Consider the following 15,779-nt stretch of genomic DNA (forward strand, 5'->3'; position numbering starts at 1 on the left):
CGCCGTGACGGATGTTCGCGCGGGGCATGAGTTTTGCTGAACTGTATCGCCGATATTGGCACTTATCAGTTTTCGAAATGATCCCGCGATAGAAATTCATTGGTCGCGACCACGTTTGGCGATGCAATCCCCATCGGACAGGTGGAGATTCAAATGCGTATCAAGGAACGACGATCCTCGTGGTTTGCGGGGCTCGGACTGGCGGCCCTCGCGCTGCAGGGACCGGCGAGTGCCCAGGGCCCGGCGGGCGACACCGTATCGTGGACCGCGACCGCATCGCCCGCGAAAGCCGGAGGCCGCGTGTCGATCACGCTCACCGGCACCGTGCGCGCCGGGTGGCACGTCTATGCGTTGAAGCAGTTGCAGAGCGGCCCGACGCCGCTGCGCGTCACGCTCGACGCCAATGATGTCGCCGAGGTCGCCGGCGCTCCGACGGGCAGCAAGCCGGTGGTCGCGCACGACCCCGCCTTCGGCTTCGACACGCCCTATTATACCGGCAACTTCAGCATCACCATTCCTGCGAAGCTCAATGCCAAGGCGGCGGGCGGGCGGCAGTCAGTCCCCGTCAGCGTGCGTTTCCAGACGTGCAACGGCGCGACCTGCCAGCCGCCCAGGACGGTGAAGATCGCCGCCCCGGTCCAGATCGGCGCGGGCACCTGACATGCGGGCGCGGCGTTTCCCGATCTATGCTTCCGCCGCTGCGCTCTCGCTCACGGCGGTGGGCGGGCTGATAAGCCATGTCGCGCTGGCCGCGCGCGCGCAGATCGCGGTGCGCAACCAGGGCTATGTCCCGTACAGCGACGCGCCGATCAACTACCGCACCGCCGCGCTCACCGACCCGGTCGCGCTGCTGCAGAAGCGGCTCGACGCGGGCAAGGCGAAGCTCACCTTCGATCCAGCCACCGGCTATCTGAAATCGGTGCTGAAGGCGCTCGACGTGCCGGTCGATTCCCAGACTTTGGTCTTTTCCAAGACCAGCTTCCAGTTCACCAAGATCTCCGCCGATCACCCGCGCGCCCTCTACTACAACGACGACGTCTATGTCGGCTCGGTGCATCAGGGGAAAACGGTCGAGTTGATCTCGTTCGATCCGATGCAGGGCGCGATCTTCTATCTGCTCGACGACGTGAAGGCGGAAAGGCCCGTCTTCCAGCGGGCGGAGCTCGACTGCACGCAATGCCATATCGCCTCGGGCACGCGCGGCGTGCCGGGGGTGCTGCTGCGCTCGGTCTATCCCTCGCAGACCGGCAACCTCACGCCGCGCACGCCGCAGTATATCACCGACCAGAAGAGCCCGCTCAACGAGCGTTGGGGCGGCTGGTACGTCACCGGCGCGCTTTCGAAGAGCACGATGGCGAACAAGGCGGTGACGGGCGCGCCGCTCGATTCTGCCGCGCAGGCCGCACGCGCCGCGCCGCCTTTGGGGCCGATCGAAAAGCCGTTCGACGCCGCCGCCTTCCTGCTGCCGACCAGCGATGAGGTCGCGCTGCTCGTGCTCGGCCACCAGTCGCAAATGCACAACCTCATCACGCTGACCAATTACCAGACGCGCCTCGCGCTCTACGCGCTCGACCCGAAGAAGCCGGATGCGACGCCCGCGCTGGACACGTTGCCCGAGCCGACGCAGGACCAGATCAAGCGCCCCGCCGAACAGTTGCTGCGTTACCTGCTGTTCGCGGGGGAAACTCCGCTCGGCGGGCAGGATGCGAAACAGGCGATCGCCAGTTCCGCCTTCGCGCGCGGCTTCGCGGCGCAGGGCCTGCGCGATTCGAAGAAGCGCTCGCTGCGCGACTTCGACCTGCATGACCGCATCTTCCGCTATCCATGCAGCTATCTGATCTATTCCTCGGCATTCGACGCGATCCCGGAGCCCGCCAAGGGCTATGTCTACCACCGGCTGTTGCAGGTGCTGACGGGGCAGGACCGCAGCGCGGATTTCGCCACCCTCTCCGATCCCGACCGCCAGGCGATCCTGTCGATCCTGATCGAGACCAAGCCCGGCCTGCCCGCCGAATGGCGCCGCTATGCCGAGGCCAATCACCTGCGGATCGCCGCCAATCCCCGACGCCCCAGGATCTCGTGACTGCGTAAGCGCCCCACCCGAACGATGGAGACGAATATGAAGACCTTGCTGAAAACCACCGCCCTCGCCTCGCTGCTGCTCGGCAGCAGCGCCGTGCTCGCCGCCGAGGGCAACGGCGGTACGACCACCGCCGCTACCACGACCAGCCCGGTCGCCGGCCGCTGGGACGCCGTGCTGTCGCGCGGCGGCGTCGACATCCCCTTCCGTCTCGACATCAAGGGCCAGGGCAACGCGCTGCAGGGCGTGTTCTACGATGGTTTCCAGCCCTATGACGGCACGACCAGCGCCACGTTCGAAAACGGCAAGCTGACGCTGAACGTCGAACATTACCTGACCACCATCAGCGCCGACCTGAAGGACGGCACGCTGACCGGCACCGCGATCGCGCAGAACCGCGAGTCGACCGCGCCCTACACCTTCCGCGCGGTGCGCCACGTCGAAGCGCCCGCGCCTGCGGTGAACGCGCCGTCGATCGCGGGCACCTGGATCATCCCGCTCGCCGAGCCGTCGTCGAAGGGCGAGAAGGCGTTCCGCTTCGTGGCGCAGCAGCGCGGCGGCGAAGTCGCCGGCGCGATCCTGCGCATCGACGGCGACACGGGCTCCTACACCGGCAATTTCAAGGACGGTAAATGGACGCTCAGCCATTTCGACGGCGGCCGCCCCGGCGTGATCGTCGTTACGCCGACCGCACAGGGCACGCTCGAAATCCAGCAGCAGGTCAGCCGCCCCGCCAAGGCGACCGCCAGCGAATATGGCAACGACGCGACGCCCGACGGCCGCTACGCCCCGACGCTGACGGCGTACCGCAAGGACGTGGCAAAGGCGAAGGGCCTGCCCGAACCCGACGATTTCCTGACGCATACCACCGTCAACGACCCCAACGAGGTCTTCAAGTTCAGCTTCCCGGATGCGAACGGCAAGCTCGTCTCGAACGAAGACCCGGACTTCAAGGGCAAGGTGATCGTCGCGGTCGTCACCGGCACGTGGTGCCCGAACTGCCACGACGAGGCGCAGTATCTCGTCAAGCTCGACAAGAAGTATCGCGCGCAGGGCCTGCGCATCGTGGCGCTCAACTTCGAGGAGCCCGAGCAGCAGGAGACGCTGAAGCGCCAGAAGGCCTTCATCAAGCAGTACGGCGTCGAATATCCCTACCTCCTCGCCGGATCGCCCGCCCAGATGTGGGAGAAGGTGCCGCAACTCAACCACCTCGATACCTGGCCCGCGACGGTGTTCATCGGCCGCGACGGCAAGGTGAAGGCGGTCCATTCGGGCTTCGCGTCGCCCGCCAGCGGCGAGTTCCACACGCAGCTCGAGGCGGATTTCACCTCGCGCATCGAGAAGCTGCTCGCGGAAAAGCCGGTCGTCGCCGCGACCGCGCCTTCGGTGCAGATCGCGCAGAAGTAAGCGTCTGCCGAAGGGATGCGTAACGGACTGATAACTCTTGGTGTGGCCTCCGCGATCTTCGCGATCGCGGGGGCCGGCGCGCAAGGGGGCGACACCCGCTCCAAGGGGCAGGTGCTGTTCGAGAATCGCTGCGCACGCTGCCACGGCATCGGTGGCGACGGCGGCGTCGGCCTCGCGCCGCCGCTGCCCGGCGTGATCGGCCGCAAGATCGCGAGCCGCGACGACTTTCTCTATTCGGCCGCGCTGAAGGCCAGGACCGGCGCATGGACGCCGGAACTGGTCGACCAGTATCTTGCCAACCCCCAAGCCTTCGCGCCCGGAGCGGACATGGAAGTCCCCTCCCCCGATCCGGTCGAGCGCCAGGCGATCATCCAGTATCTCACCACCCTGCCCACCACCGCGCCGCCGCGTTCCTGACGCGGCGGCGGCACCATTCAGGAGACGTGCCTTGACCTACGGAAAACTTCCCGCCGCGCTGATGCTCGGCCTGTTCGCGCTCGCCGGTAGCGCCACAGCGGCCCCGGCGGGCGATGTCGTCGCGGCGCGACAGGGGCATTACAAGGAGCTCGGCAAGGCCTTCAAGGCGATCAACGAGCAGATCAAGGCCGCCACGCCCGATCTCGCCGTGATCTCCGCCAACGCGCGCACCGTCACGCAGATCGGCCAGCAGCAGCACCGCGAGAACTGGTTCCCCAAGGGCACCGAAGCCGGCAAGGGCCTGCAGACCGCCGCCAAGCCGTCGATCTGGACCGCCGCGGCCGACTTCAAGGCCAAGCGTATCGCCTTCGCCAAAGCCACAGCAGGCTATGCAGGCATCGCCGCCAAGGGCGATATCGAAGCGATCAAGGCCGCGACCGCCGGCGTGGGCGCGAATTGCAAATCCTGCCACGAGACCTACCGCGATCAGAACAAGAGCTGACCGGAGATGAAAATGTTGCGGCGCACTGACTGTCATTGCGCCGCAACAGAAGAGTCACGCGATTGGCACGCTCCGGGCGCAGAGGCGCTCTCGTCCGTAACGGCGGACGATCTCAAAGGGGCTTATCGTGATCCGACTTTCCTGCAGTCTGCTGGCGCTCGCCGGCGCGCTCTTCTACGCCAACGCCGCGTCCGCGCAGACCGCCGCCAACGCCGCGCCCGAACCGGCCGAGAGCCCGGCCCCCGGCGCCGCCGTCGACGAAGCCGACACGATCATCGTCACCGCCAAGACGACGCGCTCGGCCACCGCCATTCCGCAGAGCGAGATCCAGAAGATCCTGCCGGGCGTCTCGCCGCTGAAGGCGATCCAGACGCTGCCGGGCGTGCTCTACATCACGGCCGATCCGTGGGGCCTCAACGAGCAGAACGCGCAGATCTTCATTCATGGGTTCGGCGGCAACCAGCTCGGCTACACGATGGACGGCATCCCGCTCGGCGACCAGAGCTACGGCAATTACAACGGCCTCTCGCCGCAGCGCGCGGTGATCTCCGAGAACGTCGGCCGCGTGGTCGTGGCGACCGGCGCGGGCGATCTTGCCACCGCGTCGAACAGCAACCTCGGCGGTACGGTCGAGACCTATTCTGCCCAGCCGCTCAAGCAGTTCGGCATCCAGGCCGCGCAGACCGTCGGCAGCTACGACACGTCGCGCACCTATGTCCGCATCGACAGCGGCGATTTCGGCGGCGGCAACTCGGGCTATATCTCGGCAACACGCCAGCGCGCCCGCGCCTGGGATTTCAACGGCAACCAGGGCGGCTATCAGGCCAATGCCAAGTTCGTCCATGAGGACCATGTCGGCAAGCTGACGTTGTTCTTCGACTATAGCGACATGGTCCAGCCGAACGAGGATTCGACGGTGTTCTTCAAGCCGTCGGCAGGCGGTACGGCGACGGCGGTGCAGCTCTACACGCCGTACACCAAGCCGTTCTTCTACCCGGCGTTCGACACCTATCGTACGAGCTATCTCAGCGCGCTCGGCAACACGCCGGCGGCCGAAGGCAGCAACTACCGCAACTATTATTCGGATGCGCAGCGTACCGATTTCCTCGGCTACGGCCGCTACGACCTGCATCTTGGCGAGCGCGCCACGTGGTCCACCACCGGCTATTTCCACCACAATGACGGCGCCGGCGTCGTCGCGGGGCCGCTCGGCCAGTCGATCACGGTCGCGCAGGCCTATCTCGATCCGAACTATGCCAACCTCGCCACCGCCTGTCGCTTCGGCGGCAATTCGAACGGCACGCTTTCGGCCGGCTGCCTCGCGCTGGCACCGGCGGCACGCGGCACCGATCCCGCCACCGCCGCTGCGGCGGGCGCCGCGCTGGTCGCGGCGACCGGCGGATCGGGCATGATCACGCGCACCACGGAATATCGCATCGATCGCTGGGGCGTGATCTCGGCGATCGACGCCCAGCTCGGCGATCACAAGATCGAATTCGGCGGCTGGTACGAGCATAACAGCACGACCCAGTGGCGCCGCTGGTACGCGGTTCCCGTCGGCAACCAGGCGTTGAGCTCACCGTACATCCGCCCGCTCGACGTGATGCAGCCGCTGTTCACCCAGTATCAGGGCGAGGCGAAGATCCAGCAGTTGCAGCTTCACCTGCAGGACACCTGGCAGGTAAACGACAAGCTGCTCGTCCAGGCCGGTTTCAAGACCAGCGCGCAATGGGCGACCGGCACTTTCCCGATCCAGCCGGCGATCGGCTCGCTCGGCGGCACCACGGCGCTGCCGCAGGGCACGATCAACACCTTCGAATGGTTCCTGCCCGCCGTCGGCGCGACCTATGACTTCAACGGCAGCGAAACCGTCTATTTCAACGTCCAGAAGAACCTGCGGCAATATTCGGCCTATCTCGCCGGCGGTGGTGGCCCCTGGTTCACGGGCAGCCAGGCGGCGTTCGACACCTTCGCCACGCAGGGCAAGCCCGAGACGAGCTGGACCTATGAAGCCGGCCTGCGCAGCCACCGCAACTTCTCCGGCGGGATCGGTTTCGACGCTCAGCTCAATTACTATCACGTCGTCTTCAACAACCGCCTGCTGGCGATCTCGACCAATCCGGGCGGCATCGCGGGCAGCGGCATCACCGGCGGCACCTCGATCCTGGTGAACGTCGGCGACGTGCATACCGACGGTGTCGACGCGGCCTTCACGGTGCGCTTCGGCCGGACGTTCTCGCTCTACAACGCGCTGTCGTACAACCTCTCGACCTATCAGAGCGACTACACCTCGTCGGCGAGCGGCATCGGGGCGGCGACCAACACCTGCATCGGCGGCTATCTCGTCGTCGGCGGCGTGGTGCCGACCTGCGGCAAGCTGCTGGCGGGCATCCCCAAGCTGCTGAACAAGACCGTCGCGACGCTGAACCTCGGCATCTTCGAGGCGCAGCTGATCGGCGATTACGTCGGCAAGCGTCCCGCCACCTTCACCAACGACGTCAGCGTACCAGACTACTTCCTCACATCGCTACGCCTCGCGGCGAAGATCCCGGACGGCGTCCTACCGCTGCGCAAGCTGGAAGTAGCGCTCAACGTCACCAACCTGACCGACGAGAAGGGCTGGTCGAGCCTGTCGGGTCCGTCGGCTACCAACAGCTACTCGGCCTATCCGATCGCGCCGCGCCAGTGGTTCCTGACCCTGTCGGCGGCGTATTGAGGACGAGACGGCGGGCCGGGAGCGTTCCCCGGCCCGCTCGTCACGGGCGGCGCTTCGACGGCGCGCCCAACATTTCGAGGAAGTTGCGGCACGGCAGCGTCGGCTCGCGGTGCCGGACCAGCCACAGCATGATCCGCGCCGTCTCGTCGGCGAGCGGCCGGAAGACGAGCCGCGCCGATTGCAGCGTGCAGAGCGACTCGACCAGCACCATCACGCCGATGCCCGCCGCCGTCAGGCCGAACAGCGTAGAGATGTCGGTCACGGACTGCGCGATGACGGGCTCGACCCCATATTCCCGCAGCAGCAGGATCAACTCTCCCGTAAAGACCGTCCGCTCGTTGGAATAGACCAGCAAGGGCTCTCCGTTCAGTTCCGCGAAACGCACCGAATCCTGCTGCGCGAAGCGGTGTTCCGGCTGGCACGCGACGAACAATCGCTCGCTCAGGAACGATTGCGCCATCAGCGCGGGCGACAGGACCGGCGCGCGCCGGCTACGCTGAAAAGCGAGATCGAGCACGTGATCCTCGATCTGCTGAAGGTGATCGGACCCGGCGATTTCCCGCAGCACGAGCGCGATGTCGGGATAGGTATCGCGGAATTCGGAAATGGCGTGCGCGATGTCGGGCACGAACGGTGCCGACGCGCTGAAGCCGATCGCGAGTTCGCCGAGTTCTCCGCGCGAGGCGCGCCGCGCCACCAGGATCGCGTCCTCGGCGGAGCGCAGCGTCGCGCGTGCCGCGTCGAGGAACAGCCGCCCCGCCGGCGTCAACGCGACACGGCGGCTGGTGCGTTCGAGCAGGCGCACGCCCAATTCGTCCTCCAGCGCGCGGATCTGCTGACTGAGCGGCGGCTGCGAAATTCCGAGATGCCCGGCCGCGCGCGCGAAATGGAGATCCTGGGCGACCTGAACGAAATATCTGAGGTGTCTCAATTCCATGATTGATATGCTGTAACTATCAATCATGCCGCAAACAATATTGGACGCGGAAGCTTGAGCGTCGCAATTGCCGCATTGCACCATGCGATCCGCCGGTGCATTCATCAGATGACCCGACGGTACAACCGCCGCGCCGTCCAGCGCCGGGAGGCAGCTTTTGATCGGTATCGTTCGTATCGCGCTCAGCCGCCCACTCACGTTCGTGGTGATGGCGATCCTGGTCGCGATCCTGGGCGTGCTGTCGGCGATCCGTACACCCGTCGATATCTTCCCCAATATCGGCGTGCCAGTGATCGCGACCGCGTGGCAATATAGCCGCCTGCCGCCGGATCAGATGAGCGGCCGCATCATCACGCCGTTCGAGCGCATCCTGTCGACCACCGTCAACGACATCGATCATATCGAGAGCCAGTCGATGCCCGGCATCGGCGTGGTGAAAATCTATTTCCATCCGGGCGTGAACATCGCCACCGCCAATGCGCAGGTGACGAGCGTTTCGCAGACCGTGCTCAAGCAGCTTCCGCCCGGCATCACGCCACCGCTGATCCTGAACTACAATGCCTCGACCGTGCCGATCCTGCAGCTCGCCCTGTCAGGCAAAGGACTGAGCGAGGGCGCCATGTTCGATCTCGCGCAGAACCAGATCCGGCCGGGCCTCGTCACCGTGCCGGGTGCGGCGATCCCCTTCCCGTCCGGCGGCAAGACACGCCAGATCCAGATCGATCTCGATCCCGAGGCGCTGCAGTCGAAGGGGCTGTCGGGGCAGGACGTGGGCAACGCCATCGCCGCGCAGAACCAGATCAACCCGGCCGGCTTCGCGAAGATCGGCGGCTTCCAATATTCGGTCGCGCTCAACAATGCGCCGGGATCGATCGAGGAACTCAACAATCTGCCGATCAAGGTCGTCAACGGCGCGACCATCTACATGCGAGACGTCGCGCACGTCCGAGACGGGTCCGCGCCGCAGACCAACGTCGTCCATGTCGACGGGTCGCGCTCGGTCCTCATCACCGTGTTGAAGAATGGCGCGACGTCCACGCTCGCAATCGTGCAGGGCATCAAGGACGCGCTGCCGCCCATTCAGGCGACGTTGCCGGCTGCGCTCAAGATCGTGCCCCTCGCCGACCAGTCGCTGTTCGTGAAGGCCGCGGTCGAAGGCGTCGTCAAGGAAGGCGCGATCGCCGCCGCGCTGACATCTCTGATGATCCTGCTGTTCCTCGGCTCCTGGCGCTCGACCGTCATCATCGCGATCTCGATCCCGCTCGCCATTCTCGCCGCGATCATCGCGCTGGCGACGACGGGCAATACGTTGAACGTGATGACGCTCGGCGGCCTCAGCCTCGCGGTCGGCATCCTCGTCGACGACGCGACGGTGACGATCGAGAACATCAACTGGCACCTCGAACAGGGCAAGCCGGTGATGCAGGCGATCCTCGACGGCGCGGCGCAGATCGTGACGCCCGCGTTCGTGTCGCTGCTGTGCATCTGCATCGTGTTCGTGCCGATGTTCTTCCTGCCCGGCGTCGCCGGTTTTCTCTTCGTGCCGCTCGCCTTGTCGGTGGTGTTCGCGATGATCGCGTCGTTCATCCTCTCGCGCACCCTGGTGCCGACGATGGCGATGTACCTGCTGAAGCCGCATGTCGCCGGCCATGACGATCATGCGGCGGGCGAGCCCGGTTCGCGCAATCCGCTGGTGCGCTTCCAGCGCGGGTTCGAGCATCGCTTCACGCAGGTTCGCGACGGCTATCTCGGCCTGCTCAAGCGTGCGCTTGCGTCGCCCCGGCCGTTCGTGATCGGCTTCCTCGCCTGCGTCGCGCTGTCGTTCCTGCTGACGCCGTTCCTCGGCCAGAACTTCTTCCCCGCGGTCGATGCCGGGCAGATGGCGCTGCACGTTCGCGCGCCGGTCGGCAGCCGCATCGAGGATACGTCGGCGCAGTTCGACCGCATCCAGCGCCGCATCCGCGCGATCGTGCCCGCGAACGAACTCGTCTCGATCGTCGACAACATCGGCCTCCCGGTCAGCGCCATCAATACGACCTACAACAACTCGGGCACGATCGGCCCGCAGGACGGCGACATCCTGATCCAGCTCGCCGAGGGCCATGCACCGACGGACAGCTATGTGAAAAAACTGCGCGAGGAATTGCCGCGCGCCTTCCCCGGCACGACCTTCTCGTTCCTGCCGGCCGATATTACCAGCCAGATCCTCAACTTCGGTGCCCCGGCGCCGATCGACGTGCAGATCGCCGGCAAGAGCGATTTGGCCAATGGCGTCTATGCGCGCGAATTGCTGCGCCGGATCCGCTCGATCCCGGGCGTGGCGGATGCGCGCGTGCAGCAATCGGCGCATTATCCGCAGCTTAACGTCGACGTCGATCGTACGCGTGCGGGGCAATACGGCCTGACCGAGCGCGACGTGACGACCAGCCTCGCCAGCTCGCTCGCCGGCACGTCGCAGACCGCGCCGGTCTTCTATCTCGATCCCAAGTCCGGCGTTTCCTATCCGGTCGTCGCGCAGACGCCCGAGCATCAGATCAGCTCGCTGAGCGATCTCGCCAACGTGCCCGTCACCGGCGCCGCCGCGGGCCGCTCGCAGATCATCGGCGGCATCGGCTCGATCGGCCGTTCGAACGCGCCCGCCGTGATCTCGCACTACAACATCGCGCCCGTGACGGACGTCTATGCGACCACCAACGGCCGCGATCTCGGCGCGGTGGCGGGCGACATCAAGAAGGTGATCGCCGACCTCAAACCGCAGGAACCGAAGGGCGCGACCGTCACGCTGCGCGGCCAGTACGAGACGATGAACACCGCCTTCTCCGGCCTCGGCTTCGGCCTGATCGCGGCGATCGTGCTGATCTACCTGCTGATCGTGGTGAACTTCCAGAGCTGGCTCGATCCGTTCGTCATCATCACCGCGCTGCCCGGCGCGATCGCCGGCATCATCTGGATGCTGTTCATCACCGGCACCACGCTGTCGGTGCCAGCCCTCACCGGCGCGATCATGTGCATGGGCGTGGCGACCGCGAACGCGATCCTCGTCGTCAGCTTCGCGCGCGAACGGCTGGCCGAACTCGGCAATGCCGTGGACGCGGCGATGGAGGCAGGCCTCGTCCGCTTCCGCCCGGTGCTGATGACCGCGCTCGCCATGATCATCGGCATGCTGCCGATGGCGATGGGCTTCGGCGAGGGCGGCGAGCAGAACGCGCCGTTGGGGCGCGCCGTGATCGGCGGATTGATCGTCGCGACCTTCGCGACGCTGATGTTCGTCCCCGTCATCTTCAGCCTCGTCCACCGCAAGGCGACCAAAGCGGCTCCGCAGGAGCCCGAACCCAATCTGCCAATCCCCAATCAAGAGGTAGCACATGCCTGACGGCACCAATCCCGACCGGGAGGGCCGCAGCCTGAAGCGCGTCGGCGTCATCGGCGGCGTGGTGGCGATCGCCATCGTCGCGACCGGCATCGCCGCACGGTCCCACTCGCAGTCGCAACTGACGACCTGGACCAAGGACCAGGCGGTGCCGACGGTAACGGTGATCCACGCCAAGCCCGCCGCCGCGACCGGCGCGCTCACCCTGCCCGCGCAGCTCGACGCGCTGCAATCCGCGCCGATCTACGCGCGCAGCAGCGGCTATATCCGCAAATGGTTCGTCGATATCGGCGACGACGTGAAGCCGGGCCAGCTGCTCGCGCTGATCGATGCGCCCGAGGTCGATCAGCAGCTCGCCGCCGCGCGCGCCGACCTGCAGACCGCGCGCGCCAACGAGAATCTTGCGGCGACGACGGCGGCGCGCTGGGAAACGATGCTCGCCAAGGATGCCGTGTCGAAGCAGGAGACCGACGAGAAGAAGGGCGATCTGGCGGCCAAGGCGGCGGTGTCCAACGCCGCGCGCGCCAACGTCTCGCGGCTGCAATATCAGCTTGGCTACACACGCCTGACCGCGCCGTTCGCGGGCGTGGTGACGACGCGATCGACCAACGTCGGCGCGCTGGTGACGGCGGGCAACGCCGCCGCGACGCCACTGTTCACCGTCTCAGACATCAGCCGCATCCGCATTTTCGTGCGCGTGCCGCAGGCCTATTCCGCGCAGGTCCATCCCGGCATGACCGTCGGGCTGGCACTGCCCGAATATCCGGGCCGCAAGTTCACCGCCGAGATGGTCCGCTCCGCCGACGCGGTCGATGTCACGTCGGGCACGGTGCTGGTGCAGTTGCAGGCCGCGAACGGCGACCGCGCGTTGAAGCCGGGTGCCTTCGCGCAGGCAACCTTCCCGATCTCGGCAGCGGGCGGCGGCGCGGTGGAGCTTCCCGCCAGCGCGATGATCATCGGCGCAGGCGGCACGCAGGTCGCGGTGCTGGGCAGCGACGGCCGCGTGCAGCTCAAGACCGTGACGATCGGCCACGATCTCGGCGAGACGGTGCAGATCAGTGCGGGGCTGTCGGCGAAAGACAACGTCATCGACAACCCGCCGGATTCGCTCCAGTCGGGCGACAAGGTGCAGGTCCGCCGTGGCTAAGAAAAGTCTGCTGCTGGGGCTGCTGCTGGGCGGATGCTCGCTCGCGCCGGCCTATCAACCGCCCGCCATGTCGGTGCCCGCCGCCTACAAGGAAGGCCCGTGGCAGCCCGCGCAGACCGCCGTCGCGGCACCCGGCAAATGGTGGCAGGCGTTCGGCGACCCCGCGCTCGATGCGCTGGAGGACAGGATAGAGGCGGGCAACCTCGATCTTGCCGCCGCCTCCGCGCGGTACGAGCAGTCTGTCGCTACGTCGCGGATCGCGCGCGCCGATCTGTTCCCGCAGGTGGGCGCGGCGGCGAGCATCGAGCGCGACCGTACCTCCGCCAACGCGCCCCGCAGCCAGGGCCACTCGGTCGAATTTACCGACAAGGTGGGCGGCGCGTCGCTCGCTTACGAGATCGATCTGTTCGGACGCATCCGCAATCAGGTCGCTTCGAGCAAGGACGCCGCGCGGGCCGCGGCGTTCGACGTCGATGGCATTCGCCTCGGCCTGCAGAGCCAGCTTGCGCAGACCTATTTCGACCTGCGCGGGCTGGATGCGCGGATCGTGCTGCTGCGGCGCACGATCGAGGCGTTCCAGCGCGCCTTCGACCTGACCGACACGCGCCACAGCGGCGGCATTTCCTCCGGCGTCGACGTCAGCCGCGCGCAGTCGCAGTTGTCGAGCGCCAAGGCCGAGCTGTCGAACACGATGATCGACCGCGCGCGCGACGAACACGCCATCGCCGTGCTGGTCGGCGCGACACCTTCGGGCTTTTCGATGCCCGTCGCCGATGCGCAGGTCCGGCCGCCGTCGGTCATCGCCGGCCTGCCCTCGACGTTGCTCGAACGCCGCCCCGATATCGCCGCGGCGGAGCGCCGCGTCGCCGCTGCCAACGCCCGCATCGGCGTCGCGCGCGCGGCATGGTTCCCGAGCATCACGCTCGGCGCAAGCGCGGGGTTCGAGACGACCGGCGCAAGCTGGCTGAGCGTGCCGAGCAGTTTCTGGGGTCTCGGCCCCTTCCAGGCCGCGCTCGCGCTGTTTGACGGCGGCAGGCGTGCGGCGGGCGTGAAGCAGGCGCGCGCGCAGTTTGACGAAGCGACCGCGAGCTATCGCCAGACCGTGCTCGTCGCCTTCCGCGAGGTCGAGGACGATCTCGCCGCACAGCGCCTGCTGGTGGCGAGCGAGACCGACCAGGCGGAGGCGGCCAAGGCGGCGGAGCGCACCCGCGACCTGGCCTTCACCCGCTACCGCGACGGCGCGGCGGATTATCTGGAGGTCGTCATCGCGCAGACGGCGGCGCTGGATGCCGAACGCGCGCTGCTAGTGCTGCGCGCGCGCCAGTTGCAGACCGCCAGCGACACGTATCGCGCTCTGGGCGGCGCAGCCGCGAGCTGATTCTCCTGCCCGTCGCGATTTTTTTCGCGCAGCGCTGACCCGTTTCCCCGCCTCCTGACGCCTTTGCTTGATGTTGGGGCGAGACGGGGGGTGGCGCATGACGATCGGGCTTTCGAGGGTCGCGGGCAAGGCGGGGCTGCTGGGGCTGGCCGCGATGCTGCCCACGACCGCGGTCCACGCGCAGGTGCCGAGCCCCGGACAGGTCGTGCCGCCAACGCTGCAGCCCGCGCCGGATCGCCCGGCCGAGCGCCCGGCCGTCACCGCACCGGCACCCGCCCCAATCGATCTGCCGGCCAATGCCGCAGCGCTCAACGTGACGCTGGGTTCGGTACGGGTCGAGGGTGGCCTGCCAGGCCTGACGGCGGAGACGAACGCGCTGACCACGCCGTTCGCCGGGCGGCGCGTGCCGGTGGCCGATGTCTATATGCTCGCCCGTCAGATCGAGGCGGCGTATGCGCGGCATGGCTATGTACTTGCGCGCGTGACGGTGCCGCCACAGCAGTTGCGCGACGGCGCGGACGTGCGGCTCGTCGTCGTGGACGGTTTCGTCGAAGCGATCGACGCCTCCGCCCTCCCCGCTTCCGTGCGCGCCCCCGTCGCGCGACGCGCGGGGCGGCTGGTCGGGCGGCGGGGATTGCGGATCGCCGAGATCGAGCGCGCGCTGCTGCTGGCGGGCGAGACGGCGGGCGTCACGCTCAGCAGTACGATCACGCCCGGCAAGCAGGACGGCGGCGCGACTTTGGTACTGAACGGTGCCCATGCGCCGGTGTCGGGGTCGCTCGCCTTCGACAACCGGCTGGGCGGCGAATATGGCCGCCGCGAACTGGTCGCGCAGCTATCGCTCAACGGCGTGCTGGGCCTGGGCGAGCGGATCTACGGCACGCTCATCTTCAACCCCGACGACGCGCCCTTCGGCAGCGGCAACCCGCGCAGCATCGCGGGCGGCGGCATCGTCCTGCCGGTCGGCGGAGCGGGCTGGCAGGTCAACCTCGAATATGTCGCGGCGCGGACGAACCCGATCCTCGGCGGGGCGGCCCCGGCGATCGGCGGGCGCTACGACCGCGCGGCGCTGAGCGTGGCATATCCCGCGATCCGCAATCGACGTGAACGGCTCGATTTCGGGTTCGGCGTGGACGCCATCACCGAGAGCAGCGAGGCCAAGGCGTTCGGCACCTTGCTGAGCAGGGACCGGCTGCGCACCGCCCACGTCGACGCAAGCTGGCGGCGGGCCTTGCCGGGCGGTGCTACGATGGGGGCGAGCGGGCAGCTCTCCGTCGGCATCGACGGGCTGGGCGCGCGCAGCCTCGCCGACGCGACGGCGAGCGGGGTGCCCCTGTCACGGCAGGGCGCGCGGCCCGATTTCGTCAAGCTCTCGGGCGGCGGCGATGTGCGCGTGCCGGTCGGCGCGACGTGGAGTCTGACCGGGACGCTGCGCTATCAGGCGTCGTTCTCCGGCGCGCTGCCGGGATCGCAGCAGTTCACGCAAGGGACGACCGACGCGGTCTCTACGCTGCCGACCGGCGCGCTGCCCGGCGACACTGGCGTTACGTTGCGCGGCGAACTCGCCGAGCGCTTCGATCTCGGACGGCTCACGCTCGCGCCTTACGTCTTTGCGGCCGGCGGCATCAGCCACCTCGCGCAGCCGACCGCGGTCGAACGGCGCGACACCAAGGCGGGCGCGGCAGGCGTCGGCGCGCGCGTGTTCGCCGGGCCGCTGCTGGCGCGCACGTCCCTCTACGCAGGCGCGGAATATGGCGGAGCCTTCGTCGCCGGGCGGCCCGACAGCGACCGCTTCACCATCGAAATAGGCCTGCGTTTCTAACCG

At 67.5% G+C, this 15,779-nt stretch carries 11 protein-coding genes; 10 read left to right on the forward strand and 1 reads right to left on the reverse strand.

Annotated elements, in window-relative coordinates; translation table 11 throughout:
- Positions 1-153 precede the first annotated feature (153 nt).
- From Q5H94_RS12730 to Q5H94_RS12755, 6 genes are all read left to right on the forward strand, one after another.
- Positions 154-660 (forward strand): protein-disulfide reductase DsbD domain-containing protein, encoded by a 507-nt coding sequence (locus Q5H94_RS12730; protein WP_304561650.1) that lies wholly within the window; start codon positions 154-156, stop codon positions 658-660.
- 1 nt (position 661) lies between these two features.
- On the forward strand, positions 662-2,083 hold the full coding sequence (locus Q5H94_RS12735) for a hypothetical protein (protein WP_304561651.1): 1,422 nt from the start codon (positions 662-664) through the stop codon (positions 2,081-2,083).
- A gap of 36 nt (positions 2,084-2,119) precedes the next feature.
- On the forward strand, positions 2,120-3,487 hold the full coding sequence (locus Q5H94_RS12740; protein ID WP_304561652.1) for a peroxiredoxin family protein: 1,368 nt from the start codon (positions 2,120-2,122) through the stop codon (positions 3,485-3,487).
- Positions 3,488-3,502: 15 nt separating this feature from the next.
- Positions 3,503-3,904, forward strand: coding sequence for a c-type cytochrome (locus tag Q5H94_RS12745; protein ID WP_304561653.1), 402 nt, complete (start codon positions 3,503-3,505; stop codon positions 3,902-3,904).
- A 31-nt stretch (positions 3,905-3,935) separates the two neighbouring features.
- Positions 3,936-4,406 carry a c-type cytochrome gene (locus tag Q5H94_RS12750; RefSeq protein WP_304561654.1) on the forward strand — a complete coding sequence of 157 codons (471 nt, stop codon included), beginning with the start codon at positions 3,936-3,938 and terminating at the stop codon, positions 4,404-4,406.
- A 127-nt stretch (positions 4,407-4,533) separates the two neighbouring features.
- A complete protein-coding gene (locus Q5H94_RS12755; protein ID WP_304561655.1) occupies positions 4,534-7,122 on the forward strand; it encodes a TonB-dependent receptor in 2,589 nt (862 codons plus the stop codon).
- A gap of 40 nt (positions 7,123-7,162) precedes the next feature.
- Here Q5H94_RS12755 and Q5H94_RS12760 read toward each other — a convergent pair whose 3' ends face one another.
- Entirely contained in the window at positions 7,163-8,059 is an 897-nt protein-coding gene (locus tag Q5H94_RS12760; protein WP_304561656.1) for a LysR family transcriptional regulator, read from the reverse strand.
- Between the two features lie 157 nt (positions 8,060-8,216).
- On the opposite strand from Q5H94_RS12760, the gene Q5H94_RS12765 reads away from it, so the two are divergent.
- The 4 genes from Q5H94_RS12765 (at position 8,217) to Q5H94_RS12780 (ending at position 15,776) form a co-directional block, all read left to right on the forward strand.
- Positions 8,217-11,432 (forward strand): efflux RND transporter permease subunit, encoded by a 3,216-nt coding sequence (locus Q5H94_RS12765; RefSeq protein WP_304561657.1) that lies wholly within the window; start codon positions 8,217-8,219, stop codon positions 11,430-11,432.
- Positions 11,425-12,576 carry an efflux RND transporter periplasmic adaptor subunit gene (locus Q5H94_RS12770; RefSeq protein WP_304561658.1) on the forward strand — a complete coding sequence of 384 codons (1,152 nt, stop codon included), beginning with the start codon at positions 11,425-11,427 and terminating at the stop codon, positions 12,574-12,576. Before Q5H94_RS12765 ends, Q5H94_RS12770 begins: the two co-directional genes overlap by 8 nt.
- Positions 12,569-13,954 (forward strand): efflux transporter outer membrane subunit, encoded by a 1,386-nt coding sequence (locus Q5H94_RS12775; RefSeq protein ID WP_304561659.1) that lies wholly within the window; start codon positions 12,569-12,571, stop codon positions 13,952-13,954. The genes Q5H94_RS12770 and Q5H94_RS12775 overlap by 8 nt, the downstream gene beginning before the upstream one ends.
- Before the next feature lie 97 nt (positions 13,955-14,051).
- Entirely contained in the window at positions 14,052-15,776 is a 1,725-nt protein-coding gene (locus Q5H94_RS12780) for a ShlB/FhaC/HecB family hemolysin secretion/activation protein (RefSeq protein ID WP_304561660.1), read from the forward strand.
- The last annotated feature ends 3 nt before the right edge of the window (positions 15,777-15,779 follow it).

It is taken from the genome of Sphingomonas immobilis, assembly GCF_030580995.1.
GTDB lineage: Bacteria > Pseudomonadota > Alphaproteobacteria > Sphingomonadales > Sphingomonadaceae > Sphingomonas > Sphingomonas immobilis.

Excerpts from the sequence above, each read along its gene's own strand:
- Q5H94_RS12730 (WP_304561650.1), top strand. The coding sequence starts at position 154 with ATGCGTATCAAGGAACGACGATCCTCGTGGTTTGCGGGGCTCGGACTG.
- Q5H94_RS12735 (WP_304561651.1), top strand. The coding sequence starts at position 662 with ATGCGGGCGCGGCGTTTCCCGATCTATGCTTCCGCCGCTGCGCTCTCG.
- Q5H94_RS12740 (WP_304561652.1), top strand. The coding sequence starts at position 2,120 with ATGAAGACCTTGCTGAAAACCACCGCCCTCGCCTCGCTGCTGCTCGGC.
- Q5H94_RS12745 (WP_304561653.1), top strand. The coding sequence starts at position 3,503 with ATGCGTAACGGACTGATAACTCTTGGTGTGGCCTCCGCGATCTTCGCG.
- Q5H94_RS12760 (WP_304561656.1), bottom strand. The coding sequence starts at position 8,059 with ATGGAATTGAGACACCTCAGATATTTCGTTCAGGTCGCCCAGGATCTC.
- Q5H94_RS12770 (WP_304561658.1), top strand. The coding sequence starts at position 11,425 with ATGCCTGACGGCACCAATCCCGACCGGGAGGGCCGCAGCCTGAAGCGC.
- Q5H94_RS12780 (WP_304561660.1), top strand. The coding sequence starts at position 14,052 with ATGACGATCGGGCTTTCGAGGGTCGCGGGCAAGGCGGGGCTGCTGGGG.